Source organism: Pseudomonas sp. TH34 (genome assembly GCF_016650865.1).
Taxonomy (GTDB): Bacteria; Pseudomonadota; Gammaproteobacteria; order Pseudomonadales; family Pseudomonadaceae; genus Aquipseudomonas; species Aquipseudomonas yamanorum.
This window is the reverse complement of record NZ_JAEKFB010000020.1, coordinates 456,570-482,659: the sequence shown is the minus strand read 5'-3', so window position 1 is coordinate 482,659 and position 26,090 is coordinate 456,570. Positions and strand designations below refer to the sequence as shown.

At 60.4% G+C, this 26,090-nt stretch carries 24 protein-coding genes; 7 read left to right on the top strand and 17 right to left on the bottom strand.

Features of this window, described 5'->3' with window-relative positions; translation table 11 throughout:
- Nucleotides 1-28 precede the first annotated feature (28 nt).
- Nucleotides 29-1,738 (bottom strand): single-stranded-DNA-specific exonuclease RecJ, encoded by a 1,710-nt coding sequence (gene recJ / locus JFU58_RS15650; RefSeq protein ID WP_076017504.1) that lies wholly within the window; start codon nucleotides 1,736-1,738, stop codon nucleotides 29-31.
- A gap of 186 nt (nucleotides 1,739-1,924) precedes the next feature.
- A complete protein-coding gene (locus JFU58_RS15645) occupies nucleotides 1,925-2,467 on the bottom strand; it encodes a YaeQ family protein (protein WP_003209567.1) in 543 nt (180 codons plus the stop codon).
- Between the two features lie 145 nt (nucleotides 2,468-2,612).
- Between JFU58_RS15645 and JFU58_RS15640 the strand changes: the two genes are divergently transcribed.
- Both JFU58_RS15640 and JFU58_RS15635 read left to right on the top strand, forming a co-directional pair.
- Nucleotides 2,613-3,812, top strand: coding sequence for a CaiB/BaiF CoA transferase family protein (locus JFU58_RS15640; protein ID WP_093201263.1), 1,200 nt, complete (start codon nucleotides 2,613-2,615; stop codon nucleotides 3,810-3,812).
- Entirely contained in the window at nucleotides 3,812-4,690 is an 879-nt protein-coding gene (locus JFU58_RS15635; RefSeq protein ID WP_063032960.1) for a TIGR02285 family protein, read from the top strand. The genes JFU58_RS15640 and JFU58_RS15635 overlap by 1 nt, the downstream gene beginning before the upstream one ends.
- Before the next feature lie 171 nt (nucleotides 4,691-4,861).
- Here the strand turns inward: JFU58_RS15635 and JFU58_RS15630 are convergent, their stop codons facing one another.
- Entirely contained in the window at nucleotides 4,862-5,146 is a 285-nt protein-coding gene (locus JFU58_RS15630) for a DUF3509 domain-containing protein (protein ID WP_017478706.1), read from the bottom strand.
- Between the two features lie 292 nt (nucleotides 5,147-5,438).
- Between JFU58_RS15630 and JFU58_RS15625 the strand changes: the two genes are divergently transcribed.
- Both JFU58_RS15625 and JFU58_RS15620 read left to right on the top strand, forming a co-directional pair.
- Nucleotides 5,439-5,639: a hypothetical protein gene (locus JFU58_RS15625; RefSeq protein WP_010176820.1), complete on the top strand. Its 201-nt coding sequence runs from the start codon at nucleotides 5,439-5,441 to the stop codon at nucleotides 5,637-5,639.
- A gap of 149 nt (nucleotides 5,640-5,788) precedes the next feature.
- On the top strand, nucleotides 5,789-6,442 hold the full coding sequence (locus tag JFU58_RS15620) for a response regulator transcription factor (RefSeq protein ID WP_093201270.1): 654 nt from the start codon (nucleotides 5,789-5,791) through the stop codon (nucleotides 6,440-6,442).
- On the opposite strand, the gene JFU58_RS15615 is transcribed toward JFU58_RS15620, so the two are convergent.
- The 12 genes from JFU58_RS15615 to ffh all read right to left on the bottom strand — a co-directional run bounded on the left by JFU58_RS15615 (nucleotide 6,411) and on the right by ffh (nucleotide 20,414).
- Nucleotides 6,411-7,655, bottom strand: a complete 1,245-nt coding sequence (locus tag JFU58_RS15615; protein WP_063032962.1) for an EAL domain-containing response regulator — start codon at nucleotides 7,653-7,655, stop codon at nucleotides 6,411-6,413. The genes JFU58_RS15620 and JFU58_RS15615 overlap by 32 nt on opposite strands.
- Nucleotides 7,656-7,727: 72 nt before the next feature.
- Complete coding sequence (locus JFU58_RS15610; RefSeq protein WP_201141100.1) at nucleotides 7,728-11,309, bottom strand: transporter substrate-binding domain-containing protein; 3,582 nt, start codon at nucleotides 11,307-11,309, stop codon at nucleotides 7,728-7,730.
- Nucleotides 11,310-11,418: 109 nt separating this feature from the next.
- Nucleotides 11,419-12,828, bottom strand: coding sequence for a threonine synthase (thrC, locus tag JFU58_RS15605; RefSeq protein WP_003209579.1), 1,410 nt, complete (start codon nucleotides 12,826-12,828; stop codon nucleotides 11,419-11,421).
- 67 nt (nucleotides 12,829-12,895) lie between these two features.
- Entirely contained in the window at nucleotides 12,896-14,200 is a 1,305-nt protein-coding gene (locus tag JFU58_RS15600) for a homoserine dehydrogenase (protein WP_003209580.1), read from the bottom strand.
- Between the two features lie 126 nt (nucleotides 14,201-14,326).
- Nucleotides 14,327-15,058 carry a bifunctional protein-disulfide isomerase/oxidoreductase DsbC gene (gene dsbC / locus JFU58_RS15595; RefSeq protein ID WP_063032964.1) on the bottom strand — a complete coding sequence of 244 codons (732 nt, stop codon included), beginning with the start codon at nucleotides 15,056-15,058 and terminating at the stop codon, nucleotides 14,327-14,329.
- 154 nt (nucleotides 15,059-15,212) lie between these two features.
- Complete coding sequence (gene xerD / locus JFU58_RS15590; RefSeq protein ID WP_177025485.1) at nucleotides 15,213-16,109, bottom strand: site-specific tyrosine recombinase XerD; 897 nt, start codon at nucleotides 16,107-16,109, stop codon at nucleotides 15,213-15,215.
- A gap of 236 nt (nucleotides 16,110-16,345) precedes the next feature.
- Entirely contained in the window at nucleotides 16,346-16,759 is a 414-nt protein-coding gene (locus tag JFU58_RS15585) for an acyl-CoA thioesterase (RefSeq protein WP_063032965.1), read from the bottom strand.
- A gap of 84 nt (nucleotides 16,760-16,843) precedes the next feature.
- A complete protein-coding gene (rplS, locus tag JFU58_RS15580) occupies nucleotides 16,844-17,194 on the bottom strand; it encodes a 50S ribosomal protein L19 (protein ID WP_003175895.1) in 351 nt (116 codons plus the stop codon).
- A 45-nt stretch (nucleotides 17,195-17,239) separates the two neighbouring features.
- Nucleotides 17,240-17,950, bottom strand: coding sequence for a tRNA (guanosine(37)-N1)-methyltransferase TrmD (trmD, locus tag JFU58_RS15575; protein ID WP_231988895.1), 711 nt, complete (start codon nucleotides 17,948-17,950; stop codon nucleotides 17,240-17,242).
- Between the two features lie 43 nt (nucleotides 17,951-17,993).
- A complete protein-coding gene (rimM, locus tag JFU58_RS15570) occupies nucleotides 17,994-18,530 on the bottom strand; it encodes a ribosome maturation factor RimM (RefSeq protein WP_010565276.1) in 537 nt (178 codons plus the stop codon).
- A gap of 5 nt (nucleotides 18,531-18,535) precedes the next feature.
- The gene (rpsP, locus tag JFU58_RS15565) at nucleotides 18,536-18,787 is read right to left on the bottom strand and encodes a 30S ribosomal protein S16 (protein WP_003209587.1); all 252 of its coding nucleotides are present in this window, start codon (nucleotides 18,785-18,787) and stop codon (nucleotides 18,536-18,538) included.
- A gap of 250 nt (nucleotides 18,788-19,037) precedes the next feature.
- Nucleotides 19,038-20,414, bottom strand: coding sequence for a signal recognition particle protein (gene ffh, locus JFU58_RS15560; RefSeq protein WP_003209589.1), 1,377 nt, complete (start codon nucleotides 20,412-20,414; stop codon nucleotides 19,038-19,040).
- Between the two features lie 234 nt (nucleotides 20,415-20,648).
- On the opposite strand from ffh, the gene JFU58_RS15555 reads away from it, so the two are divergent.
- From JFU58_RS15555 to JFU58_RS15545, 3 genes are all read left to right on the top strand, one after another.
- The gene (locus JFU58_RS15555; RefSeq protein ID WP_026078135.1) at nucleotides 20,649-21,461 is read left to right on the top strand and encodes a cytochrome C assembly family protein; all 813 of its coding nucleotides are present in this window, start codon (nucleotides 20,649-20,651) and stop codon (nucleotides 21,459-21,461) included.
- Between the two features lie 12 nt (nucleotides 21,462-21,473).
- Complete coding sequence (locus tag JFU58_RS15550; RefSeq protein ID WP_063032966.1) at nucleotides 21,474-22,712, top strand: transporter associated domain-containing protein; 1,239 nt, start codon at nucleotides 21,474-21,476, stop codon at nucleotides 22,710-22,712.
- A gap of 221 nt (nucleotides 22,713-22,933) precedes the next feature.
- The gene (locus JFU58_RS15545; protein ID WP_201141099.1) at nucleotides 22,934-24,244 is read left to right on the top strand and encodes an MFS transporter; all 1,311 of its coding nucleotides are present in this window, start codon (nucleotides 22,934-22,936) and stop codon (nucleotides 24,242-24,244) included.
- An 89-nt stretch (nucleotides 24,245-24,333) separates the two neighbouring features.
- Here the strand turns inward: JFU58_RS15545 and purT are convergent, their stop codons facing one another.
- Both purT and JFU58_RS15535 read right to left on the bottom strand, forming a co-directional pair.
- Nucleotides 24,334-25,515, bottom strand: a complete 1,182-nt coding sequence (gene purT / locus JFU58_RS15540) for a formate-dependent phosphoribosylglycinamide formyltransferase (protein WP_026078133.1) — start codon at nucleotides 25,513-25,515, stop codon at nucleotides 24,334-24,336.
- A gap of 69 nt (nucleotides 25,516-25,584) precedes the next feature.
- The gene (locus JFU58_RS15535; protein WP_003209599.1) at nucleotides 25,585-26,052 is read right to left on the bottom strand and encodes a hypothetical protein; all 468 of its coding nucleotides are present in this window, start codon (nucleotides 26,050-26,052) and stop codon (nucleotides 25,585-25,587) included.
- Between the last annotated feature and the right edge of the window lie 38 nt (nucleotides 26,053-26,090).

Below are 26,090 nucleotides of genomic sequence, written 5' to 3'. Positions count from 1 at the left end.
TAGTCGACAACAGAGGATTGCACAGGGTTCAGCGTGGCTCGATATGCGCGATCATCAGTTGCACGGTTTCCTGGCCACGGAACTCGTTCACGTCGAGCTTGTAGGCCAGTTCCACCCAGCGAATGGTCGGGTTGGGCCAGATCTCGCGGTCGATGCCGAAGGCGATGCCATCGAGTTTCACCGAACCGCATTCGCTTTTGAGCACCACTTTCAGGTGCCGCTCGCCGACGACGCGCTGCTCCACCAACTGGAACACTCCGTGAAACAACGGCTCGGGGAAATGCTGGCCCCACGGCCCGGCATTGCGCAGGGCGCGGGCCAGTTCCAGATGAAACTCTTCAACCGCCAGGGTGCCGTCGGACAGCAATCGGCCCGTCAGGTCTTCTTCACGCAGTTGGCGGCGCACTTCGGCGTCAAAGGCTTCGGCGAACAGTGGGAAGTTGGCCTCGGGCAATGTCAGCCCCGCCGCCATGGCGTGGCCGCCGTACTTGGCGATCAGCGTTGGGTGCTGGCTGGCCACCACGGCCAGCGCGTCACGGATGTGAAAGCCCGGCACGGAACGCCCGGAGCCCTTGAGCAGGCCATCCCCGGCATCGGCAAAGGCGATGGTCGGGCGGAAGTAGCGCTCTTTCATCCGCGAGGCGAGGATACCGATCACGCCTTGGTGCCATTCCGGGTCGAACAGGCACAAGCCATACGGCATCGATTCCACCGGCAAGTCCTTGAGCTGCGCCAGGGCCTCACGCTGCATGCCTTGCTCGATGGATTTGCGGTCCTGGTTCATGCCGTCCAGCTGCGCGGCCATTTCCCGGGCGGCGGCGAAATCCGAGGTGAGCAGGCATTCGATGCCCAGGCTCATGTCATCCAGGCGACCGGCGGCGTTCAGGCGCGGGCCGAGGATAAAGCCGAGGTCGGTGGAGGTGATGCGGGCGTGATCGCGCTTGGCCACTTCGAGGATCGCCTTGATCCCCGGGCGAGCGCGACCGGCACGAATACGCTCCAGGCCTTGATAGACCAGGATGCGGTTGTTGGCGTCCAGCGGGACCACGTCGGCCACGCTGCCCAGGGCCACCAGGTCCAGCAGTTCACCGATGTTCGGCTGCGGCTTGTTCTCGTACCAGCCAAGGCTGCGCAAACGCGCGCGCAGGGCCATCAGCACGTAGAAGATCACGCCTACACCGGCCAACGCCTTGCTGGGAAATTCACAGCCCGGCTGGTTCGGGTTGACGATCGCATCCGCCGCCGGCAGTTCATCGCCGGGCAAGTGGTGGTCGGTAACCAGTACCTTGAGCCCCGCCGCTTTCGCCGCCGCCACGCCTTCGACGCTGGAGATGCCGTTGTCCACGGTGATCAGCAGCTGTGGCTCGCGTTGCAAGGCCACGGCGACGATTTCCGGGGTCAGGCCGTAGCCGTATTCGAAACGGTTGGGCACCAGGTAGTCGACGTGGGCGGCACCCAACAAACGCAGGCCCAGGGTGCCCACGGTGCTGGCGGTGGCGCCATCGGCGTCGAAGTCACCCACGATCAGTATCCGCTGGCGCTGTTCCAGAGCCGTCACCAGCAGGTCCACGGCGGCATCGATGCCCTTGAGCTGCTGATACGGAATCAGCCGGGCCAGGCTTTTATCCAGCTCGGCTTCCGATTGCACCCCGCGTGCGGCGTAGAGACGGGTCAACAACGGCGGCAATTCACCGAGGAATGGCAGGACGGCGGGCAACGGGCGAGGATCAATACGCATGGGGTGACGGAAGCTTCTCTTTAATGTTGAAAATTAGCGGTGATCCCTTGTAGGAGCTGTCGAGCCCCAGCGAGGCTGCGATGGGACCACCTCGGTGTACCTGTCAGACCGCAGCGCCTGCATCGCAGCCTCGCTAACGCTCGACAGCTCCCACACTCGACCAGCATCCAATCAGGTATCGACGTTTCAGCCGCGCTCGCCAGCCAGCCATTCCAGCTGGACTTCGTGCTGGCCACGGTCGTCAGTCACGAAGATCGTGCCTTCGCTGATCATCACGTCCCACTTGATCACCCGGGGCATGTCCTTGGCCAGCACTTCCAGGATTTCCTGGGGTACGGCGGCGATGCTCACGTTTTTCAGGTTCTTCGCCACCGGCACCACTTTGCCTTCCCAGACGCGCAAGCTGCCATAGGCCAGCAAGGTGGTGCGTTCGGTACGGCGGGAACACCAGGTCAGGCGGTCCGCGTCCGGCTGGCCGACTTCGATCCAGTGCAGGACGCGGTCATCCAGGCTTTTTTCCCACAGCGCTGGTTCGTCTACATCTGACAGGCCACGACCAAAAGACAACTGTTCGTTGTAGAAAAGTGCGTAGGCCAGCAAACGCACGGTCATGCGCTCTTCGGTTTCCGAAGGGTGGCGGGCGATGGTCTGCTTGACGCTCTCGTACACCGAACGATCAAGGTCGGTGAGGTTGAGTTCAAACTTGTAGGTCGTGGACGGCTGGGCCATGAACGGACTTCTAGAGACAGGGAAAGGCGGCAAGTCTAACCGATGGCGAGCTGATTCAACGAATCCTGCGCTGCATCATCCTTATCACTGCGCGACTCGCCTATGTTAAAAGGCTCACATCCCTGCCCTGCCCGAAAGGTTCCTCATGTCGTTTACCGCCAAACCACTTGCCGGCCTGAAAGTCATCGAACTTGGCACCTTGATCGCCGGCCCGTTTGCGTCCCGTATCTGTGCCGAGTTCGGCGCCGAGGTGATCAAGGTCGAATCCCCGGATGGCGGCGACCCGCTGCGCAAGTGGCGCAAGCTGTATGAAGGCACCTCGCTGTGGTGGTTTGTGCAGGCGCGTAACAAGAAATCCCTGACCCTGAACCTGAAACACCCTGACGGCCTGGCGATCCTCAAGCAACTGTTGGCGGATGCCGACATCCTGATTGAGAACTTTCGCCCTGGCGTGCTGGAAAAGCTCGGCCTGAGCTGGGAAACCCTGCACGCCCTGAACCCGAAACTGGTGATGGTGCGCCTTTCGGGCTTTGGCCAGACCGGACCGATGAAGGACCAGCCAGGGTTTGGTGCGGTGGGCGAATCCATGGGTGGTCTGCGTTACATCACCGGTTTCGAGGACCGCCCGCCGGTGCGCACCGGGATTTCCATCGGTGACTCAATTGCGGCGTTGTGGGCCGTGATCGGCGCGCTGATGGCCCTGCGTCATCGTGAAGTGAACGGCGGGCTCGGCCAGGTGGTGGATGTGGCGCTGTATGAAGCGATCTTCGCGATGATGGAAAGCATGATCCCGGAGTTCGACGTATTTGGCTTTATCCGCGAGCGCACCGGCAACATCATGCCGGGCATCACACCCTCCTCGATCCACACCAGCCAGGATGGCAAGCATGTGCAGATCGGCGCCAATGGCGACGCGATCTTCAAGCGGTTCATGTCAGCCATTGGGCGGGACGACCTGGCCAACGATCCGGCCCTGGCCAGCAACGATGGCCGCGACAGTCGGCGCGATGAGTTGTATGGGGTGATTGATCGCTGGGTCAACTCACTGCCGCTGGAGCAAGTGGTGGAGCAACTGAACAAAGCCGAAGTGCCCGCCAGTCGTATCTACAGCGCTGAGGACATGCTGGGAGACCCGCAGTTTCTCGCCCGCGAAATGTTCCTCAAGGCCCAGCTTCCAGGCGGCAAGGACTTCAAGATGCCCGGTATCGTGCCCAAACTTTCAGACACGCCGGGCAGTTGTGAGTGGGTCGGACCACAACTGGGTGAGCACAACGCCGTGGTGCTCAATGAATTGGGCTACGACGCGGCCGCCATTACCCGCCTGCGTGAGAATGGCGCGATCTGATGGCCCGGCGCTTCATCATTCGCCTGTGCCTGCTGGGTTCACTGCTCGGGGCGTGGCCGCTATCAAGCCAGGCCCAAGGCACCTTGATCTGGCTGCTGCGTGACCTGCCGCCCGTGACAATTTTCGACGGCCCGCAAAAGGGCCAGGGTGCCCTCGACCAACTGCTGCCGATACTCGCCGAGCATATGCCGGAGTATCGACACAGGATCCTCCACGTGAACCGCGCCCGCGGTATGCAAATGCTCCGCGACCCAGACACGCTGACGTGCGACCCGTCCCTGCTGCGGACAGCAGAACGCGCCAAAACCGTTGTATTTTCCGCCCAAGCCTTTGCGACGGTGAGCAATGGGGTGACCATCCGCCAAAGTCAGCGGGCAGCGCTGGCGCCGTTTGTGGTGGATGGAATGTTTGACCTGGAAGCGTTTTTGAATGCCCGGGATGCGCGCCTTGGCATCATCGCCGAACGCAGTTATGGCGCCCTTATCGATGAAGCGCTCAAGCACGCCAGTGTTCACAAACTGGCACCGCACTACGGCAATGACGCCCTCGGCAGCCTGCTGCAAATGCAGCGAAAGGGGCGGCTGGAGGCGGTGTTGGGTTACTGGACAGAAGTTCGCTATCAGGCCCTGCAACAGGGCATCGATCCCCAGGACCTGATCTTTTATCCCATCAAGGGCACCCCGCCCTATCAACTGACCCATATCGGCTGCACGGATACCGCAGCAGGACGTGAGGCTATCGAGCGGATCAATCAGGTACTGCGCAAAATCCCGCAGGAGCAACTGCGGCAGTCCTACGCCTCTTGGCTCGACCCGGTCATGCGTGATCAATACCTGCAAGACAACCCGACGTTTTTCCAGGAGGCCCCCGGCCCATGACAAATCGCGGGCAAAAAGAAACCCCGAGCAGTGGGGAGACAACTCGGGGTTAATAAGGGCCTAAAAAGACCAGTAACAACGAGCCACAAGCACCGGAGCACAATGCTTGATCTCGCTGTTACAAAATCTGACTCGCCTTACCGTAGGAAGGTTCCCAACAAAAATAAATCTTCATGCACAGGCATTCGGCCGAGTCAGGGCCGCATTGCGCAGGGCCGCCATGACCGAGGGTTCCAGGCGTCCTTCGGCGATCATCAGGTCGCGGTGCAAGCAGTCCACCACATCCACCAATGCACGCTTGTCGGTCAATTGCGCCTGGTCGACTTCACGTTCGACCACGATGGCACCGGCCGGATTCTTTACGGTTACCAGGCATTCGCCCTGCACACCCGAGGTGGTCAGCGTGACCTGATAAGGGCTCAGTGCTTCACCGAGCAATAGGCTGATACTTTCCATCTCGATCACCACTCAATAGTTCGGGAACAATCGTGTAAACGGGAGCTGCATCTATCCTAAGTGACTATTTGTGTCGTAGGAAAGTTCGCTTTTTCGTCTTTCAAGGGTTGCCGGGGATGACGTGTCCAGCATGCGCTTGCAACATGACAACCAAAAAACGGCAGCACATAACTGCTTACTCAATGAGTTGCCGTTTTGGCGCTGATGCCGAGGGTGAATCCTATACTCGGTGAGTACGGGTCACGCTGCCACACAGGCCTATCAAAAGCCCCCATTTCGAAGGATGACGACCATGCTGGAACACAACAAAGAGCAGGCTGTACTAGAGAAAATTCACGCTGACATATCACGAATTTATGCCGAACAACGCAAGCTCAACGCAGAATCCCACAAGATAACCCGTGAGAATTTCTGGTACCCCGTGGGTATCGCCATAGGCTTCTTCACGGCTGTCGGGACCGTCATGGCAATCGCGCAAAAGCTACTCGCGTAAACGCCCCCTACGACCAGGGCTGCCTGAAACGCAACCGCCGCTAACCCAAGGAAGGGAAAGCGGCGTTGTTTTGCCGATCGTTAAAACGCCACTCCGGCCATCCCTCCCATTAACAGGCTAGAATCCCCAAATTACCCCGGGAGCCTGTATTGAAAGAAGCGTCTGATAAGCCATTGCGCATCGTACTCGCCGACGACCATCCGATTTTCCTCATCGGTCTGCGGGCGGTCCTGGAACGTGACGAACGGCTGACCATCGTCGGTGAAGCCAATTCACCCCAGGCACTTGCCGAGCTACTGCAACATTGCCCCTGTGACGTACTGGTCACCGACTTCATGATGCCCGCCGAGCCCCAGGCCGATGGCTTGCGCCTGATTGAACAACTGCGCCGGCATCACCCGGCCCTGCCCATTGTGGTGGTGACCATGCTGAACAACGCAGGCCTGTTCCACGCCATCCTGGAGTTGGGCGTCATGGGCCTGCTGAGCAAGGCCAGTCTCGCGGACGAATTGCCTGAAGCGATCCGCCAGGTACGCCGGCAGCAACGTTACGTGGCCCAGACCATCAGCCAGTCACTGAACCTGGCAGGTGTCGATCGCGTGCACTCCCAGGATCAACTGTCACCCCGTGAACTGGAAGTCATTCGCCTGTTGGCCGGAGGCTTGACGGTAGGCGAGATCGCCGCGAATCTTCATCGCAGCAAGCAGACCGTCAGCGCGCAAAAAGTCAGCGCCATGCGCAAGCTGGGCCTGAGCAACGACGCGGCGTTATTTATCTATGTGCAGGAACACGGGCTGGCCTAGCCTGAAACGCGATCCACTGTTTCAGTGCCTCGGCATCCATGGGCCGGGCGATAAAACAGCCTTGCAACCACGCAGCCCCCAACTCACTCACCGCGTGATAATCGGCGGCACTTTCAACCCCGGTCACTACCACCCCTACACCCAGTCGCCCCGCCATGCTCATGGCGCCGGCAACCACTGCTGCCTTGCGATCGTCCTTGGCCATGCCGCTGGCAAACGCCGGCGGGATCTTCAATTCGCTGAAGGGCAATTCCAGCAAGCGTTGCAGGCTGGTGCCACCCACGCCGAAATCACCAATGGACAGCTTGCACCCCATCATCCGCAAACGCAGCAAGCCGGTGACGTGGGCGCTGTCGGTGTTCAAGCGCGAGGTTTCCACCAGTTCGAGGGTCAGGCCGTGAGCGGGCACGCCGTGAAGTTGCAGCAAGCCTTGCAGCACTTGGGGAAAGTGCGCGCGCTCCAGCATTCGCCCTGGGATATTCACCGCCACCGGCAGCGCCTGGCCGGTCTCGCGCATGACGTGTGCCGCCAGGCCCAACGCTTGCTCCAACACGTGCCAGGTAAACGCCTCTTCCATTCCGGCAAACTCCAGCACCGGTAGAAACTCATCAGGCAACAGCAGCCCGCCTTCAGGAAGCTGCCAGCGCGCCAGCGCTTCAACACCTTGCAACGCACCGGCCTGGCTGACGATGGGCTGATACCAGACCGTGCCACAGCGTGCGATAACCGCCTGGCTCAGATCGGCTGAAGGTGGCAACACCTCGATTTCGCTCAAACCCAGCAACTGGCGCACCTGCTCCCAGGACATCGCCGCCGGCCCGGGCCGCAGGCGTTCCTGGCACGCCGTCAGGACTTGCCCGATCAACTTTGCCGATGCGGGCTTGGGCAAGCAGCCGAGCACGTTGAGCCCCAGCTGCCGCGCCATGTTCGCCACGCCCTCCAACACCTCGGGCTCGGCGTTGCTCAACAAGATCAACACCTGAGCCTGGCGACGTTCAGCCAGTTCGCGGATCAGCTCCAGGCCATCGCCCTGCTCCAGGTACAGATCGCAAATCGCAATGTCCACCGCGCCCTTGCTCTCCAGTGACTGCCGAGCGGCGTCAACCGTTTCGGCAGTGCGTACATTGAATACGCCGTTGGCATTGAGCATCTGATGCAGGGCCATCAGTTGGAACGGGTTATCTTCGAGGATCAGGACTTTGAGGGAACGCATGAAAACTTTACCGGGGACAAGCGAGGGTGCACAGACTAGTAAAAACCCCGCGCATTCCCCATAGGACATGTCTTATTCGGACCGATCCAGATAGGTATCAAGCTCGCGCTGGAACTCGACCAATGCCTCGCGCAGCGCTAACCAATGCATTTCAACCTCAGCGTTGCGCTGTTCCCGAAGACAGCCTTCCAGCGCCACACAGGCCTTGGCCAGCGGCAACGCATCCACCAGGCAGCAAATGCCCTTCAGGCGGTGCAGCGAAGCGGCCAGCCGGGCCTGGTCGTGGTCCGTCATAGCGGCGACCATCAAGTTATGTTCCTGCTCAAGGCTCCTCGCCAGTTCCTCCAACATCCGCAGCAAAACCGGCCCGTCGGCTTGGGTCATGGTGCGCAAGGTTTCGATACTGAAAGAGCGCGCAGGCGCCACCCGGGCGAGCACGCGCGTCCAGTGTTCAAGGGTCACGGGCTTGACCAGCAGTTCATCCATTCCCGCCTCCCGGCAGCGCTGCTGTTCGTCATCCTGGGCATTTGCCGTGCACCCCACCAGCGCCAGGCGTGGCCGTTGCTCCTGGGTTTCAAGTCGACGGATGGCCTCGCTCAAGGCGTAGCCGGACATGCCCGGCATGTTGCAATCGGTAACCAGGACATCAAACACCTCATGGCGCCAACGCTGCAAGGCCGCCTCCGCCGAGTCGACGGCCACCACCTGATGGCCGAGGAACTGTAACTGCTGAGCCAGTACTAAACGGTTGGCCGGCAGGTCATCCACCACCAGCACCGACAGGCTGCGGCCGGCGACGGGCAACAACACCGCAGGTGCCGCTGGCACGTCATCGCTGCTGACCCGGTCCAGGTACAGCTCGATGCACACCACCGTGCCCTGTCCCACAACACTGCTCAAGGTGATGCTGCCGCCCATCAACTCCACCAGTTGCTGGCAGATGCTCAAGCCCAGCCCCGTGCCACCGTGCTCGGCAGCCGTCATTGCACTGACCTGGATAAACGGTTTGAACACCCGTGCCTGCTGCTCGATGCTGATACCCAGGCCGCTGTCCTCCACGCAGATGTGCAAGTATTCAGCTCCCGCCTGGTCGAGCTTGCGCGCGACACTGACCCGAACCTCGCCGTGCTGGGTGAATTTAATCGCATTGCCCAACAGGTTATGGATCACCTGGCGCAGGCGCAGCGGGTCGAACCAGTAGTGCCCTTGCGCCGCAGGATCGAAGGCGAGGGTCAAGTGCAGGCCTTTTTTCTGCGCCATGGCTTCAAACAGCCGCTGTATGCCCTCAAAGAATGCTTTCAAGTCAGTGGTCTGCGGCGCCAGTTGCAGATGACCGGCTTCAATCTTCGCCAGGTCCAGGCTGTCACCCATCAGGGCAATCAACTCACGTGCCGAGCGATGGGCTACCCGCAGCGCTTCAGACACCGGATTGCCTTCGGCCAGGGCACGCTCTTGCTCCAACTCAAGCAGACCGATGATGGCGGTCATCGGCGTGCGAATCTCGTGGCTCAGGGTCGAGAGAAAGGCGCTTTTGGCGTAGTTCGCTTCATCAGCAGCCTGGCGCGCATCCATCAGTTGGTGCTCCAGGACCTTGCGCTCGTTGATGTCGATCCAGCCACCGAGCAACCCTTGCAATTGGCCCTTGGCGTCAAAGAACGGCACCGTCCACTGATAGACATGAAACGCCCCGCCGTTGAACTCCAGTTGCCGATCGACGAACAGCGACTGCTGGGTCGCCAACTGTTCCATATGGCCGGCGTGCAGGCGCGCGGCCGTTGCGTCAGGCATCAATCCGCTTTCCATCAGCGTCAGGCCCTGGATGTGCTCACGCCGGGTGTTCAACTGTTGTTCATAGCTGGTGTTGCAGGTCACCAGGCGTCCTTCCAGATCACGGACAAACACCGGGTTGGGCATGCCATCCAGCAACGCGCGTTTAAATGCCAACTGGTCGTTGAGCCGTTGCTCGGCCTGCAGGCGCTGGCGAATCTGGCGCTTGAGGCGGCTGTTCCAGGCCAGGGACACCAGCACAAACAGCAACGCCATGGCGACCGTCCAATAGGCCCATGGCGGCACGCGCTGCCAGGCCGGCACCGGGACCGGCACGGTACCCAGCCAACGCAAGCGCAAAGCACTCAACTCCGCGACCGGCAGCGCTTCCAGTGCCTTGTTCAAAATGCTCAACAGTTCCGGTTGGTCCTTGCGCACCGACAGGCTGTTGGCCGACCACTTGCCCTCGACACTGCGACCAATGCGCAGCTCATCGGCCGGGTAACTCTGAACTTCCACTTCACTCTGGATGGTCGCCGCCGCGCGGCCCTGCGTTACCAGCTCACGGGCCTGGGCATAGTTATCCACCGAGTGCAGCTTGATCCCGGGGTGCTCGCGACGAATGTACCCCTCCAGGACATGGCGTGCCGGCAGCGCCAGGACCTTGCCTGACAGCTCGCTCAAACTGGCCACTGGCGGTGCGTCCGCACGTTGGATAAACACCCAGCCGGAACCCCCAAAACCATGGCTGAAATTCAGGAATGCCTTGCGCTCCTGATTTTCGGCCAACGTGGTGTTCATATCCGCCCTGCCCGTTTCCAGCAACGCCAGGGTTTGCGCCGTGGAAGACACTTCCTCCATGACGAACTGCAAGCCGGTCATGCGTGAAATGCGGTTGAGCAGGTCCACATTCAGCCCTACCCATTGGCCGTCCTTGTCCTTGAATACATAGGGCGAGAGTTGTTGGGATGCCACCACCACATGGGGATGCTGGAGCACCCAGGCCCGCTCCTGGGCCGACAAGGCGATGCGCTCGGCGGCAATGCCGACGCCCAGGCCGGTGGTCCAGCGCGCGAGGATCTCCCGCCGCACGGAGTCATCGATGCTCGCCAGCGCCTGGTCCATCATCGTCCCCAGCAGCGGGTCGGCCTCCCGTGTGGCAAAGGCGAAACCGATGGGTGCCAGCCGGCTTTCCACCTTGATCTGCAAGCCCAGGTAGGGCCGCAAAGACTTGTAGGCGCGCACGATCACTTCGTTGCCGATAAACGCATCGGCATCACCTTGCTTCAGCGCTTCCAGGCCGCTGTAGAGATTCGGTGCCAGCATGATGTGGCTGCCGGGATATGCGAGATGGACGTTCTTGACGTTGGCGTAGCCGTCCAGCAACACCAGCTTCTTGTCCTTGAGGTCTTCGTTCTGGGTGGTGTCATCCCGGCGCACAACCACCACCGAACGATCCGGCATGTAGTCTTCGGTAAAGCGCAGCCCCGATACGTCGCGCTCATAACCGTTGGCACTGGTGAGAATATCGATGGTGCCGTTACGCAAGGCTTCCACCGCCTGCGCCCGCTCGGCGAAGCCCAGGACTTGCATCGGTGCATTCAGGCGCGCGCCGATCAGGCTGAGATAATCGGCGCTGATGCCCTGGTAGCGATTGCGGTCGCGGGTGATATCAATTGGCTGATAGTCATCAATCGAGATGCCCACCTTCAACGGTCGATGCGCCGCCAGCCATTGCTGCTCGCTGGCCGTCAGGGGCATGGGCTCCAGGGCAATGAACGCCGGTACCAGCTTGAACGGCAGGCTGACAGCCGCGAGGCTTGCCGAACCCTGCACAAGCAACAGCACACCTGCCAGCCACACACACGCGCGGATCGATAAATACACCGGTTGGGTTTCCTTGATTATTCTTGTTGGTCGCCGCGCAAGTATGGCTCGCCAGAATGAAAAAGCCCGTCACGAGGACGGGCTTGAGCTACCACGTAAAGCCGTTGGCTCAGAGTGGCTTGCCGCGATTGCCATGCTGGCTGACAAACGCCTGCACCGCTTTCAGGTCATTGGCCAATACCGTGCAACGCTCTTCACGCTCAAACAGGTCGGTGAGGTGCGGCGGCAATTCCAGCGCCTTGCCAACACCCGCCTTCTCCACCGCTTCCGGGAATTTGACCGGGTGCGCAGTGCCGAGAATTACCATCGGGATGTCCAGGCTGCGACGGCATTCGCGCGCGGCCTTGACGCCAATGGCGGTGTGCGGGTCCAGCAGCTCGCCGGTCTGGGCGTAGACTTCGGCAATGGTCTCGCAGGTTTCTGCATCATCCACGGCCAGGGAGTCGAACAGCTTGCGGGTTTCGGTCCAGCGCTCTTGCTCGACGCTGAAACCGCCACCTTGCTTGAAGCTGTCCATCAGGCCAGCCAGGGCAGCGCCGTTGCGACCGTGCATGTCGAACAGCAAGCGTTCGAAGTTCGATGACACCATGATGTCCATCGACGGCGACAGCGTGGCGTGCAGCGTTTCCTTGACGTACTGGTTGCCACTCATGAAGCGGTGCAGGATGTCGTTGCGGTTGGTGGCGACGATCAACTGGTTGATCGGCAGGCCCATGTTGCGCGCCAGGTAACCGGCGAAGATGTCGCCGAAGTTGCCGGTTGGCACCGAGAACGACACCGAACGCGCCGGGCCGCCCAACTGCAGGGACGCATGGAAGTAGTAGACGATCTGGGCCATGATCCGCGCCCAGTTGATCGAGTTCACCGCCACCAGGCGCGTGCCCTTGAGGAAGCTCTGGTCGGCGAAGCTGGCCTTGACCATTTCCTGGCAGTCATCGAAGTTGCCTTCGATCGCGATGTTGTGGATGTTCTCACCGAAGATCGTGGTCATCTGCCGACGCTGCACTTCCGACACGCGGTTGTGCGGGTGCAGGATGAAGATGTCGACGTTTTCGCAGTGCTTGCAACCTTCGATCGCCGCCGAGCCGGTATCACCGGAAGTGGCGCCGATGATCACCACGCGCTCGCCGCGTTTTTCCAACACGTAGTCCAACAGGCGACCCAGCAGTTGCAGGGCGAAATCCTTGAACGCCAGGGTCGGGCCGTGGAACAGTTCCAGGACCCATTCGTTGCCGTTCAGTTGGCGCAACGGGGCGATGGCACTGTGGGAAAACACGCCGTAGGTTTCTTCCAGGATCTTCTTGAAATCCGCATCCGGGATGCTGCCGGTGACGAACGGGCGCATGACCCGGAACGCCAGCTCGTGGTACGGCAGGCCGGCCCAGGACGCGATTTCTTCCTGGGTGAAGCGTGGCAGGTTTTCCGGCACATACAGGCCGCCGTCAGTGGCCAGACCGGCCAGCAAAACGTCTTCGAAATTCAGGGCCGGTGCCTGGCCGCGGGTGCTGATATAACGCATGACTGGCTCCTCTAGAGCATGCTTGAACAAGGGCCGCCGAACGCGTGGGGCCCTTGCCGCAAAACGATTAGTTCAGGTGTTCGACGCGAATCCGCACCACCGGCCCAACCACACCCTGCAACGCTTCAAGCGCGGCGATGGCATCGTTGATGTGCTGTTCCAGCACACGGTGGGTCAGCAGGATCATGGGCACCAGGCCGTCTTGTTCTTCGACTTCCTTCTGCATGATCGATTCAATGTTGATGCCGCGCTCCGACAGGATGCTGGCCACCTGAGCGAGCACGCCCGGATGATCCTTGGCCTGAATGCGCAGGTAGTAGGCACTTTCGCAGGCTTCGATCGGCAGGATCGGGTGGGCCGACAGCGAGTCCGGCTGGAAGGCCAGGTGCGGTACGCGGTTTTCCGGGTCGCTGGTCATGGCGCGAACCACGTCCACCAGGTCGGCGATCACCGACGAAGCGGTCGGCTCCATGCCGGCGCCGGCGCCGTAGAAAAGGGTCGAACCGGCAGCATCACCGTTGACCATCACGGCGTTCATCACGCCATTGACGTTGGCGATCAGGCGGTCGGCCGGGATCAGCGTCGGGTGCACACGCAACTCGATACCGGCCGGGGTGCTGCGCGCTACACCGAGGTGCTTGATGCGGTAGCCCAGGGCTTCCGCGTAGTTCACGTCGGCGGTGGTCAGCTTGGTGATGCCTTCGGTGTAGGCCTTGTCGAACTGCAGCGGGATACCAAAGGCGATGGACGCCAGGATCGTCAGCTTGTGGGCAGCGTCGATGCCTTCAACGTCGAAGGTCGGATCGGCTTCGGCGTAACCCAGGGCCTGGGCTTCGGCCAGCACGTCTTCGAAGGTACGGCCCTTTTCGCGCATTTCGGTGAGGATGAAGTTACCGGTGCCGTTGATGATGCCGGCTACCCAATTGATGCGGTTGGCGGACAGGCCTTCACGGATCGCCTTGATCACCGGGATACCACCGGCAACCGCAGCTTCGAACGCTACGATCACGCCCTTCTCGCGGGCCTTGGCGAAGATCTCGTTGCCGTGTACGGCGATCAGCGCCTTGTTGGCGGTGACCACGTGCTTGCCGTTCTCGATCGCCTTGAGCACCAGCTCGCGGGCCACGGTGTAACCGCCCACCAGTTCGATGACGATATCGATTTCAGGGTTGGTGGCGACTTCGAAGACATCGTTGGTAATCGCAATACCGGTCGTTTGGAACTGAGGCTTTGGCGTACGCGTGGCAATTTGTGCCACTTCAATCCCACGCCCTGCACGGCGGGAAATTTCCTCAGCGTTACGCTGAAGTACGTTGAAGGTGCCGCCACCGACGGTCCCTAACCCACAGATGCCTACTTTGACCGGTTTCACTGAAGAACTCCCCATGAAACGGCCGACTCAAGGTCGGCCGTGAAAACAGCCGCACAACTGCGGCTCTCTATTAATGACCCGCCGAACTGTCGGCGAGTCATGATCGTCAAGGCTCGACGATTTTGCTTACTTTGCGTTGAGTGCCAGTTTGGCAACTTGCGGCGCCGGCTGGTAGCCCGGAATCACCTGACCGTCAGCCAAAACGATGGCCGGCGTGCCGCTCACACCAATCGACTGGCCGAGGGCGAACTGCTTGGAAACCGGGTTGGCGCACTTGGCGGCCTTGATTTCCTTGCCATCGACCATCTTGTCCATGGCGGCTTTCTTGTCGGCCGAACACCAGACGGCTTGCAACTGCTCGTCACCCGGCGAACCCAGGCCTTGGCGCGGGAACGCCACGTAGCGCACTTCAACGCCGAGCTTGTTCAGCTCAGGCACTTCGGCGTGCAGCTTGTGGCAGTACGGGCAGGTGGTGTCGGTAAAGACGGTGATGTGGGTCTTGGTTTCGCCAATGGCCGGGTAAACCACGGTTTCAGCCACCGGAATGCCGTTGATCAGCTTGGACACGCCCAGGCGTTCGGCTTTCTCGGTGAGGTTCACCGGCTTGCCGTCTTTCAACTGGAACAGGTAGCCCTGGACGATGTACTGGCCATCGGCGCTGGCGTACAGCACGCGGCTGCCCTTGAGCTTGACTTCATACAGGCCGGCCATCGGGCTGGCACTGATGCTTTCAATCGGGGTATCGAGCTGGAGGGCTTCCAGGCTCTTGCGGATTGTCTTTTCTGCGGCGTCATCGGCGACGGCAAAGGTGGAGACCAACGCAATGGCTGCGATGGCGAAAATCTGGGTCAAGCGCATGGGAACTCCTGAAGGCAGATGCAGGGACGGGAGCAGGAACACCGATCTTCAAACACGGGTTTGGGCCGTCCCCTTTGCGAACCGGCAAAGCCTACCACAGTTGGGCCGCAGGGCAGCCAGTCGCGGGGAAATTGGGGTTTTTCCGATGTGATTTTCATCCGCGGGGATGGTGCTTGGCGTGCATCTCCTGCAAACGCGCCCGGGCCACGTGGGTGTAGATCTGGGTGGTGGATAAGTCGCTGTGGCCCAGGAGCATTTGAACCACGCGCAAATCCGCGCCGTGGTTGAGCAAATGCGTGGCGAACGCGTGACGCAGGGTATGGGGCGACAGCGACTTGCCGATCCCCGCGACCTTGGCCTGATGCTTGATGCGATGCCAGAAGGTCTGGCGGGTCATCTGCTCGCCACGCTGGCTGGGGAACAGCACATCGCTGGGTCGACCGTTGAGCAACTCGCTGCGGGCGTCGCGCATGTAGCGTTCGATCCACACAATCGCCTCTTCGCCCATGGGCACCAGGCGCTCCTTGCTGCCCTTGCCCATCACGCGCAATACGCCTTGGCGCAGATTGACCTGTTCCAGGGTCAGGCTGATCAGCTCGGTGACGCGCAAGCCGCAGGCATACAGCACTTCCAGCATCGCGCGGTCACGCTGGCCGATGGCTTCGCTCAGGTCTGGGGCTGCGAGCAGGGCTTCGACGTCGGCTTCCGACAGGGATTTGGGCAGTGGCCGGCCCAACTGTGGCATGTCGATTTGCAGGGTTGGGTCGACAGCGATCAGCTTTTCCCGCAGCAGGTAGCGATAAAAGCCACGTACGCCGGAAAGAAAACGCGCGGTAGAACGAGGTTTGTAGTTTTGCTCGAGGCGCCAGGACAAATGGTCAAGGATCAGCTCGCGACCGGCGTTAAGCAGTTCGAGGTTTTTCTCCTGCAGCCAGCCATTGAACAACGCCAAGTCACTGCGGTAAGCCTGGCGGGTGTTGTCTGACAGGCCTTTTTCCAGCCATAGGGCATCGAGGAAGCGGTCTATCTGGGGATGGTCAATGGCGGGCATGAGGGCTCAGGCTGGGAAAGTGGCGGTGTCGGGTAGATCCTATCGCAGCACAGGCATCTACACATCAATGAAGGCGGGCAAATAATCTGTGGCGAGGGAGCTTGCTCAGACTGGGGCGCGAAGCGGCCCTGACTGACCATGAGGCCCAACAGAGAGACTTCTACTGCAGGTTTCAGGGCCGCTGCGCAGCCCAACGGGAGCGAGCTCCCTCGCCACAAAAGCGACTCGATTCAGGATCAGTCGGCAAACCCTGGCAGCACGGGCACCGGTCGTTTGTCAGTATCAATCGCGACAAAACTGAACACACCCTGGATGGCCTTTTCTCGTCCGTCAGCGCTCATGCTTTCGACAAATACTTCCACCTGGACCTTGAGGCTGGTGTTACCCACCTTGATCACGCGACCGATCAGTTCAACGATGGAGCCCGCCGGTATCGCGTGATTGAAATCGATACGGTCGGTGGAGACCGTCACAAGCGGCAAGCGGCAGAAACGCGTAGCCGTAATGAACGACACTTCGTCCATCCATGCCAGTGCGGTACCGCCGAACAGGGTGTTGTGGTGGTTGGTAGTCGGTGGGAAAACGGCTTTGGTCACATGGGTAACGGAAAGGTCAGTACGACGCTGAATTTCTTCGAGGCGGGTAGTCATGAATAGATACCGGGGAAAAAGACAAATTTCAGGCAACAAAAAAGCAGCCCGTAGGCTGCTTTTTTCTGCATCGGGAAGCTGGACTTAAGCCAGTTTTTCCTTGATGCGAGCTGCTTTACCGGACAGGTCACGCAGGTAGTACAGCTTGGCTTTACGCACGTCACCGCGACGTTTAACGGCCATGCTGTCGATTTGCGGGCTGTAGGTCTGGAAAGTACGCTCTACGCCAACACCGTTGGAGATTTTACGAACAGTGAAAGCACTGTTCACACCACGGTTACGCTTGGCAATTACCACGCCTTCGAACGCTTGCAGACGCGAACGGTCGCCTTCCTTCACTTTCACCTGAACGACAATGGTGTCGCCCGGGGCAAAGGTAGGGATCTCTTTGGTCATCTGCTCTGCTTCGAGTGCAAGGATGATTTTGTTAGTCATGCTGTGCTCCTAAGGTAAGTCGTCGGACCTACCATCGATACGTTGTTAACTATCGTCCCGCCCGAGGATGTATTCCTCGAGCAGCTTCTTCTCTTCTCCAGAAAGCGAGCGGCTTTCCAGAAGATCGGCGCGTCGTTCATAGGTCCGCCCGAGGGACTGCTGTAAACGCCAACGCCGGATGTGTGCGTGATTGCCACTTAGCAATACGTCGGGAACACGCTGATCCGCATACACCTCCGGTCGGGTGTAGTGCGGGCAATCCAGCAAACCATCCGTGAAGGAATCTTCCTCCGCGGAGTCCGCATGCCCTAAAGCTCCAGGCAGCAGTCGTGTAACCGCATCTATCAGGACCATCGCCGGCAGCTCGCCGCCAGACAGGACATAGTCCCCAATCGACCACTCTTCATCGACATGAGCTTCAATAAACCGCTCGTCAATGCCTTCATAGCGACCGGCAATCAGGATTAATGCTTCCAGATTCGCCAACTCGCGTACCGCCGACTGATTCAGCTGACGGCCTTGAGGGGACAGGTAAATTACCTTCGCCTTCTCCCCGGCGGCTGCCTTGGCCTGAACCAACGCGTCTTCCAGGGGCTTGATCTTCATCACCATGCCCGGGCCACCGCCAAATGGGCGGTCGTCCACAGTGTGATGTCGATCTGTCGTGTAGTCTCGCGGGTTCCAACAGGTGAGCTGCAAGAGCCCCTGTTTCACCGCCCGACTGGTGATGCCGTACTCGCTGATGGCGGAAAACATCTCGGGAAACAAACTGATCACTTCAACGCGCAGGTTAGCCACGTTAGAAGTCCGCGTCCCATTCCACCTTCATCTCGCCCGCTGCCAGGTCGACGGCCAACACGCATTGCTCTGTATAGGGCAACAGGCGTTCACGATCATCCAGGCTGCCAGCGCAAGGCTTGACCACCATTACATCATTTGCGCCGGTTTCCAGAAGATGATCGATTTTCCCAAGCAATTGCCCGAGTTGATCAATAACCTTCAGACCTTCCAGCTGGTACCAGTAGTACTCGCCGTCGGTCAATTCAGGGAACAGGTTGCGCGGCACGCAGATCTCATAACCGGCCAGAAGACGAGCTTCTTCACGATCATCAAGACCCTTGAGCTTTGCGACCAGGAACTTGTCGTTCCCGCGTCCACTGACCAGCTCTACCTGTTTCACACTACCTTCGCGCTTGAGCGTCCAGGTCTTGTACTGCAACAGGTTTTCAGTCGGATCAGTAAAGGAATACACCTTCACTTCGCCGCGAACGCCATGAACAGAATAAATCTTGCCGATAACGATCAAATCATCAGCAACCGCTGGCGTCGCGTTCATATTGCTCAGGCCGCAGCCTTAGATGCATCCTTCAACAACTGAGCAACGCGCTCAGAAGGTTGTGCACCAACGCTCAGCCAGTAGGCTACGCGCTCTTGGTTCACGGACAGACGGACTTCTTGACCACGAGCGATCGGGTTGAAGAAGCCAACTTGTTCCTTGTGAGAGCCGTCACGTGGGTTGCGGCTGTCAGTTACGGTCAAGTGGTAAAACGGGCGCTTTTTGGAGCCGCCAAGGGCAAGACGGATTGTTAGCATGTGAACATCGTTCCTGTAGTCGGTGCTGCAAATCTAAATGCACAGCGGGCATAGGTGCCCGAAAGGCCGCATATTCTAAGGAATATCCGGACTTTTGCAAATGTCTTTTTCTGGCGCCTATCAGCGTGCCATTCAGATCTGCTATAGAGCCGTCGGTTAAAACGGCAAGTCAGCTCCCGCCAATGGCGGGTTTGCTGGAGATCCCACATCCCTGTGGGTCGGAGCAAAAGCAGGCTTTTGCTCGAATTCTTTACATTTTCGGCATGCCGCCGCCGGGCAACATACCGCCCATGCCGCGCATCATCTTGGCCATTCCGCCTTTTGCAGAGAATTTCTTCATCATCTTCTGCATCTGCTTGTGTTGCTTGATCAAGCGACCGATGTCCTGCACCTGGGTGCCGGAACCCATGGCGATCCGACGTTTGCGCGAACCGCTGATCAGCTCAGGGTCGCGGCGCTCGGCCGGGGTCATGGAATTGATGATGGCTTCCATCTGCTTGAATTGCTTCTCTGCCGCGCCCTGGGCATTGCCCATTTGCGCCAGGTTCACGCCGCCGATGTTCGGCAGCTTGTCCATCAGGCCGCCGAGACCGCCCATGTTCTTCATCTGTTGCAGCTGGTCGCGGAAGTCTTCGAGGTCGAAACCCTTGCCCTTCTTCAGCTTTTTAGCCAGCTTGTCGGCCTTGTCCTTGTCGAGGGTCGCTTCCGCTTGCTCGATCAGGCTGAGCACGTCGCCCATGCCGAGGATACGCGAGGCGATCCGCTCAGGGTGGAACGGCTCGAGCGCTTCGCTCTTCTCGCCCATACCGATGAACTTGATCGGCTTGCCGGTAATCGCACGCACCGACAAGGCGGCACCGCCACGGGCGTCGCCGTCGACCTTGGTCAGGATCACACCGGTCAGCGGCAGCGCATCACCAAAGGCCTTGGCGGTGTTGGCCGCATCCTGGCCGGTCATGGCGTCGACCACGAACAGGGTCTCTACCGGGTTGATCGCGGCATGCAGCGCCTTGATCTCACCCATCATCTCTTCATCGATGTGCAGGCGACCGGCGGTATCGACGATGACCACGTCGATGAATTTCAGCTTGGCTTCTTTAATAGCCGCCTGGGCGATATCGACCGGCTTCTGGCTCAGGTCGGAGGGGAAGAAGGTCACACCCACTTCGCCCGCGAGCATTTCCAGCTGTTTGATCGCGGCCGGACGGTAAACGTCCGCAGACACCACCATCACCGACTTCTTCTTGCGCTCTTTAAGGAAGCGCGCCAGTTTGCCGGCGGTGGTGGTTTTACCCGCACCTTGCAGGCCAGCCATCAGCACAACGGCTGGCGGCACGGCGCTGAGGTTCAAATCTTCGTTGGCCGCGCCCATCAGGCTTTCGAGTTCGGCCTGGACGATCTTCACAAAGGCCTGGCCCGGGGTCAGGCTGCGGGACACTTCAGTGCCGACCGCGCGCTCTTTGACCGAGTTGACGAAGTCCTTCACCACCGGCAAGGCGACGTCGGCTTCCAGCAACGCCATGCGTACTTCACGCAGGGTGTCTTTAATATTGTCCTCGGTCAGCTTGGCCTTGCCGGTGACATGGCGCAGCGTCTGCGAGAGACGGTCAGTCAGATTTTCAAACATGCGCGATCCTTTCAGGCCCTATTCATCGAAATGCATTGTTAGACCGAGGTAATGGCGGCCCAGGCTGTGGTAAATCGCTATTAAAAACAGCGCTCGGCGAGCCTGCGGCGTGGGCAGGTCGCGGATTATAGCGAAGACTGCCGCCATGCACACCCGCTGTCTGGCCTGAGAGTCTTTCGTGTTACGCAGGTGTATGCCAAACTCAGCGCCTTTCGGGCCTGCTTAACAGGATTTATGCTCCCTTTGTCACCCAGTTTGCTACCCAGCCTCGCCGCCGCCATCTTGTATGCCGCTGCGACCCTTTATCAGGGCACTCGTCTGGCCCAAGGCGCCAAGGCCGACAAACGCCTGTTGGTAGGCCTTGGCGTCCTTGCCCTGCTCGCCCACGCGGCCAGCCTGTTCACACACTTGATGACGCCGGTCGGCCTGGGCCTGGATTTTTTCAGCGCCGCGAGCCTGATTGCCGCCGCAGTGATCGCACTGACCCTGATGGCCTGCTACAGGATCCCGGTGGAGAACCTGCTGGTGCTGCTGTTCCCGCTCGGGGTGCTGACGGTGCTGCTGGCGCAATTCACGCCGACCGGCACCGTGCAGGTCATTGATGAAGAGCCGGGCATCCTCGCCCACATCCTGCTGTCGATCCTCGCCTACGGCATGTTCACCATCGCGGTGTTCCAGGCCTTGTTGCTACTGCTGCAAGACCACCAGCTCAAGCACAAGCACCCATCCGGGCTGATCAAGAACTTCCCGCCGTTGCAAACCATGGAAAGCCTGCTGTTCGGCTTCCTCTGGGCCGGCTGGACGCTGCTGTCGCTGTCGCTGATCTCCGGCTGGCTGTTCGTCGAGAACCTGTTCGCCCAGCATCTGGTGCACAAGACCCTGCTGGCGTGCCTGGCCTGGGTGGTGTTCAGCGTGCTGCTGTGGGGCCGCAACCGCCTCGGCTGGCGCGGGCACAAGGCGATCCGCTGGACCCTGGCCGGTTTCTGCCTGCTGATGCTGGCCTATTTCGGCAGCAAGCTGGTTCGCGAATACATCCTGCATATCTGACGGGCAGCCGACATGGACAACTTGCCCTTAGGGCCGATGCTTGCGGTAGTAGCCTTGCTGGTTTTATGGTCGGCGCTGTTTACCGCCATCGAAGCCGCCCAGCAACATTTGCTGGCCCTGCGACCTGGCACCCGCCAGGGTGACAAAGCCGCCGCCCGCCTGAATTTCCCGCGCAATAGCCTGATCCTCTGCAACACCTTGTGCCGCGCCGTGGTGGTGATTCTCTGCACCCTGCTGGCGATCTACGCGTGGGCGGAAAACGGCCCATGGCTCGGCTGGGTGATCTCCAGTGCGGTCCTGCTGGTGCTGGCCGACTATCTGCCCCGCGCCCTGGCCACTCGCCACCCGCAAACCATCCTCGGTTTCGGCAATACGTTGCTGAGCGTTCCGTTGAAAATCCTTTATCCGCTGGCCTGGCTGCTCAATGGCGTCAGCCTGTTGCTGCTGCGCCCATTTGCCCGCAAACCTGGCGTGGTCAAGAAGAGCGACGAGCCGCAGCCGGATCAGGACGACGAGCCGGAAGCCGAAATCCCCAACACCCGCGCACCGGGCATGCCAGGCATTCATGCCCTGGACAACATCACCGTGAATGACATCCTGGTGCCCCGCAGCGAAGTGGACGGCATCAACCTGGATGACTCGGTAGAGGAAATCATCGAGCAACTGCGGGTTTCCACGCGCACCCGACTGCCGGTGTTCCACAGCGATATCAACCAGGTCGAAGCGGTGCTCAACACCCGGCAGATCCGCCATCTGCTGCCGGACGCCAGCCTGACCAAGGAAGCGCTGCTGGAGGCCTGCCACGAGCCCTACTTCGTCCCGGAAAGCACACCGCTGCAACTGCAATTGCTGAACTTCCACAAGCAGCAGCGCCGCCTGGGCATGGTGGTGGATGAATATGGCGAAGTGCTGGGCATCGTGACCCTGGAAGACATTCTTGAAGAAATCGTCGGTGAGTTCGAAAACGAGCAGCATCTCGACAACCCGCACATCCAGCCACAACTGGATGGTCGCTACGTGATCGACGGCGCCGCCTCGATTCGCGACCTGAACAAAACCCTCGGCTGGCACTTGCCCAGCGACGGCCCCAAGACCCTCAACGGCCTGGTGACCGAAGCGCTGGAGACCATCCCGGACTGCGCCGTGTGCCTGAAAATCGGCCGCTATCGCCTGGAAATCCTCGAGACCGAGGACAACCGCGTCGCCAAGGTGCTGATCTGGCACACCAGCACAGTGCCGGTCGCCGCTTAAGCCCCTTGTTGGATCCGCAAACCCCTTCCTATAATCGGGCGGCTTACCCAAGCCCCGCCCGACCGCGTGCTATCCGCACTGAGCGCGTCCAGGCAGCGTTTTACCGTGTCTGACCGGTGTTTGCTCCCATCCCGAGCCGCCCCGCGCACAACCCTGATCCATGGGTGTTCGACCAATAATAATCCGCGTCCAAACGCGCAATGACCGTCAGGGATACTTCAATGAGCACCACCTATAACGAGACGGCGACCGCCGCCCCGACCAACTCGACGGCCCGGGTCGCCACCGCGAGCATCATCGGCACCGCCATCGAGTTCTACGACTTCTATATCTATGCGACTGCCGCTGCCCTGGTGATCGGCCCGGTGTTCTTCCCGCAAACCTCCGGCACGGCGCAGATGCTTGCCTCGTTCCTGACCTTCGGTATCGCGTTTATCGCGCGGCCGTTGGGTTCGGCGCTGTTCGGCCACTTTGGTGACCGGATTGGCCGTAAATCGACGTTGGTGGCGTCCCTGCTGCTGATGGGCGTGTGCACCACGCTGATTGGCTTGCTGCCCGGTTATGACAGCATCGGCGCCTGGGCACCGATCCTGCTCTGCGTGCTGCGATTTGGCCAAGGCCTCGGGCTTGGCGGCGAATGGGGTGGCGCGGCGTTGCTGGCCACCGAGAACGCACCGAAGGGCAAACGCGCCTGGTTCGGCATGTTCCCCCAGTTGGGCCCATCGATTGGCTTTTTGGCGGCCAACGGGTTGTTCCTGATCCTGGCCATGAACCTGAGCGACGAGCAGTTCCGCAGCTGGGGCTGGCGCATTCCGTTCATCCTCAGCGCAGCGCTGGTGATGGTGGGCCTGTACGCGCGGCTCAAACTGCACGAAACGCCGGTGTTCGCGAATGCCGTAGCCAAGGAAGCTCCAGTGAAAGTGCCGCTGGTGGAGCTGTTCAGCCAGCATTGGCTGCCGGTGCTGTTGGGCGCGGCATCGATGGTGGTGTGTTATGCGCTGTTCTATATCACCACGGCGTTTTCCCTGAGTTACGGCGTGTCCACGCTGGGCTACAGCCGTGAAACCTTCCTCGGGCTGCTGTGCTTCGCCGTGCTGTTCATGGGCGCGGCGACGCCGCTGGCGGCGTGGGCAAGCGACCGTTACGGGCGTAAGCCGGTGCTGATTGTGGGTGCGATTCTGACCATCCTCTCCGGCTTCACCATGGAACCGTTGCTCACCCACGGTTCAACCTGGGCCGTGGCATTGTTCCTGGCGCTGGAGCTGTTTTTGATGGGCGTGACGTTCGCCCCGATGGGCGCGATGCTGCCGGAACTGTTCCCGACCCGCGTGCGTTATACCGGTGCTTCGGCGGCGTATAACCTGGGCGGGATCGTGGGCGCATCGGCGGCACCGTTCTTCGCGACCAAACTGGTGGCGATGGGCGGTTTGAGTTATGTCGGCGGGTATGTGTCGGCGGCAGCGGTGATCAGCTTGATTGCTGTGCTGTGCCTGAAAGAGACGCGCAATAACGATTTGAATCGCGTTAGCTGATAAACCGCCATCGCGGGCAAGCCCGGCTCCCACATTTGGAATGCATTTCCCTGTGGGAGCCGGGCTTGCCCGCGATGGGCGCGACTCGATTACAGCTCTACAACAACCGCTTTCGAAGCACGGGTCGCTTTAGCCCGGGCAGCCTCAATCGACTCATCCCGCGCCAACGCCACGCCCATACGACGCTGACCGTTCACTTCCGGCTTGCCGAACAAACGCAACGCCGTATCCGGCTCGCTCAACGCAGCCCCCAGGTTGGCAAACGCCGTCTGGGTCGACTTGCCTTCCACCAGAATCACCGCCGAAGCCGAAGGCCCGAATTGACGGATCAACGGAATCGGCAGGCCGAGAATTGCCCGCGCATGCAGGGCGAACTGCGACAAGTCCTGGGAAATCAGGGTTACCAGGCCAGTGTCATGGGGGCGCGGCGACACTTCGCTGAACCAAACCTGATCGCCTTTGATAAACAGCTCGACGCCAAACAGACCACGACCACCCAATGCTTCGGTTACCGCCTTGGCAACGCGCTCGGATTCCGCCAGCGCAATCGGGCTCATGGCCTGTGGCTGCCAGGATTCCTGGTAGTCGCCCTTCTCCTGACGGTGACCGACAGGCGCGCAGAAGGTGGTGCCGCCAATGTGGCGCACGGTCAGCAGGGTGATTTCGTAGTCGAAGTCGATAAAGCCTTCGATGATCACGCGGCCCTTGCCGGCACGCCCGCCTTCCTGGGCGTAGTCCCAGGCTTTCTGCACGTCATCGGCACTGCGCAACAGGCTCTGGCCTTTGCCCGACGAACTCATCACCGGCTTGACCACGCACGGGAAGCCCAGGTCGGTGACGGCCTTGCTGTAGTCCTCGAAGGTGTCAGCGAAGTGGTACGGCGAGGTCGGCAGGTCCAGCTCTTCAGCGGCCAGGCGACGGATGCCCTCGCGGTTCATGGTCAGCAAGGTCGCGCGGGCGGTCGGGATCACGTTGAAGCCTTCGGCTTCCAGCTCAACCAGGGTCGCGGTGGCGATCGCTTCGATTTCCGGCACGATGAAGTGCGGCTTTTCGGCTTCGATCACGGCACGCAGGGCGGCGCCATCGAGCATGTTGATCACATGACTACGATGGGCAACCTGCATGGCCGGTGCGTTGGCGTAGCGATCCACGGCAATCACTTCAACGCCCAGGCGTTGCAGTTCGATTACCACTTCCTTGCCCAGCTCACCGCAGCCACACAGCATTACGCGGGTCGCGGTTGGCGACAATGGAGTTCCGATTCGGGTCATCTCAGGTCCTCAGGGGAGCGGATCATGTGGAGAAAGGCCGGCATTTTACATGAACTGTAAGGATTGGCTTCAGTTGGCGACGCGCTGCCGGCGCAAACGCCAGGCCATGGCCAGCCACACCACGGTGACGCCGGCGAACTTCGAGACCAGGGCAGTGCCGGCCACGGCAGGCGTGAGCGCGCCGATCAGGCCGAAAAAGATGAAGGTATCGAGGGGAATGCTGAGCGCCGAACTGATCCACAGGCGGTCGTGGAGCGGGCGCTTGGTGATGCTGAACACCAGCCAGTCAATGCATTCGGACACCGCGAACGCCGTGGCACTGGCCAGGGCGATGGACGGATCGGAGGTGATATAGGACAGCACCAGCGCCGCCAGCATGGCAATGATCGCGCCATGGCCGAAGCGGGTTTGCACCATGTCCCGCAGGACAAATACCAAGCCGCCCCAGGCAGACCAGATGACATCCAGGTGCGGAGCGGTGGAAAAGGCAAAGTTGATCAGCACGACGCTGCTGATGTAGGCGATCAGGAAGAACATGGGGCTAGGGACCTGTGAACAAGGGGCACAGGGTACTT

What these genes read in the sequence shown, in the direction of transcription:
- dsbC (WP_063032964.1), bottom strand. Translation starts at nt 15,058, where the DNA reads ATGCGCTTGACCCAGATTTTCGCCATCGCAGCCATTGCGTTGGTCTCC.
- rplS (WP_003175895.1), bottom strand. Translation starts at nt 17,194, where the DNA reads ATGACTAACAAAATCATCCTTGCACTCGAAGCAGAGCAGATGACCAAA.
- JFU58_RS15535 (WP_003209599.1), bottom strand. Translation starts at nt 26,052, where the DNA reads ATGTTCTTCCTGATCGCCTACATCAGCAGCGTCGTGCTGATCAACTTT.
- thrC (WP_003209579.1), bottom strand. Translation starts at nt 12,828, where the DNA reads ATGCGTTATATCAGCACCCGCGGCCAGGCACCGGCCCTGAATTTCGAA.
- recJ (WP_076017504.1), bottom strand. Translation starts at nt 1,738, where the DNA reads ATGCGTATTGATCCTCGCCCGTTGCCCGCCGTCCTGCCATTCCTCGGT.
- rpsP (WP_003209587.1), bottom strand. Translation starts at nt 18,787, where the DNA reads ATGCTAACAATCCGTCTTGCCCTTGGCGGCTCCAAAAAGCGCCCGTTT.
- JFU58_RS15615 (WP_063032962.1), bottom strand. Translation starts at nt 7,655, where the DNA reads ATGCGTTCCCTCAAAGTCCTGATCCTCGAAGATAACCCGTTCCAACTG.
- JFU58_RS15630 (WP_017478706.1), bottom strand. Translation starts at nt 5,146, where the DNA reads ATGGAAAGTATCAGCCTATTGCTCGGTGAAGCACTGAGCCCTTATCAG.
- JFU58_RS15645 (WP_003209567.1), bottom strand. Translation starts at nt 2,467, where the DNA reads ATGGCCCAGCCGTCCACGACCTACAAGTTTGAACTCAACCTCACCGAC.
- JFU58_RS15635 (WP_063032960.1), top strand. Translation starts at nt 3,812, where the DNA reads ATGGCCCGGCGCTTCATCATTCGCCTGTGCCTGCTGGGTTCACTGCTC.
- xerD (WP_177025485.1), bottom strand. Translation starts at nt 16,109, where the DNA reads ATGCCCGCCATTGACCATCCCCAGATAGACCGCTTCCTCGATGCCCTA.
- ffh (WP_003209589.1), bottom strand. Translation starts at nt 20,414, where the DNA reads ATGTTTGAAAATCTGACTGACCGTCTCTCGCAGACGCTGCGCCATGTC.
- JFU58_RS15640 (WP_093201263.1), top strand. Translation starts at nt 2,613, where the DNA reads ATGTCGTTTACCGCCAAACCACTTGCCGGCCTGAAAGTCATCGAACTT.
- trmD (WP_231988895.1), bottom strand. Translation starts at nt 17,950, where the DNA reads ATGTTTTCCGCCATCAGCGAGTACGGCATCACCAGTCGGGCGGTGAAA.
- purT (WP_026078133.1), bottom strand. Translation starts at nt 25,515, where the DNA reads ATGACCCGAATCGGAACTCCATTGTCGCCAACCGCGACCCGCGTAATG.
- JFU58_RS15545 (WP_201141099.1), top strand. Translation starts at nt 22,934, where the DNA reads ATGAGCACCACCTATAACGAGACGGCGACCGCCGCCCCGACCAACTCG.
- rimM (WP_010565276.1), bottom strand. Translation starts at nt 18,530, where the DNA reads ATGAACGCGACGCCAGCGGTTGCTGATGATTTGATCGTTATCGGCAAG.
- JFU58_RS15555 (WP_026078135.1), top strand. Translation starts at nt 20,649, where the DNA reads ATGCTCCCTTTGTCACCCAGTTTGCTACCCAGCCTCGCCGCCGCCATC.
- JFU58_RS15550 (WP_063032966.1), top strand. Translation starts at nt 21,474, where the DNA reads ATGGACAACTTGCCCTTAGGGCCGATGCTTGCGGTAGTAGCCTTGCTG.
- JFU58_RS15585 (WP_063032965.1), bottom strand. Translation starts at nt 16,759, where the DNA reads ATGACTACCCGCCTCGAAGAAATTCAGCGTCGTACTGACCTTTCCGTT.
- JFU58_RS15625 (WP_010176820.1), top strand. Translation starts at nt 5,439, where the DNA reads ATGCTGGAACACAACAAAGAGCAGGCTGTACTAGAGAAAATTCACGCT.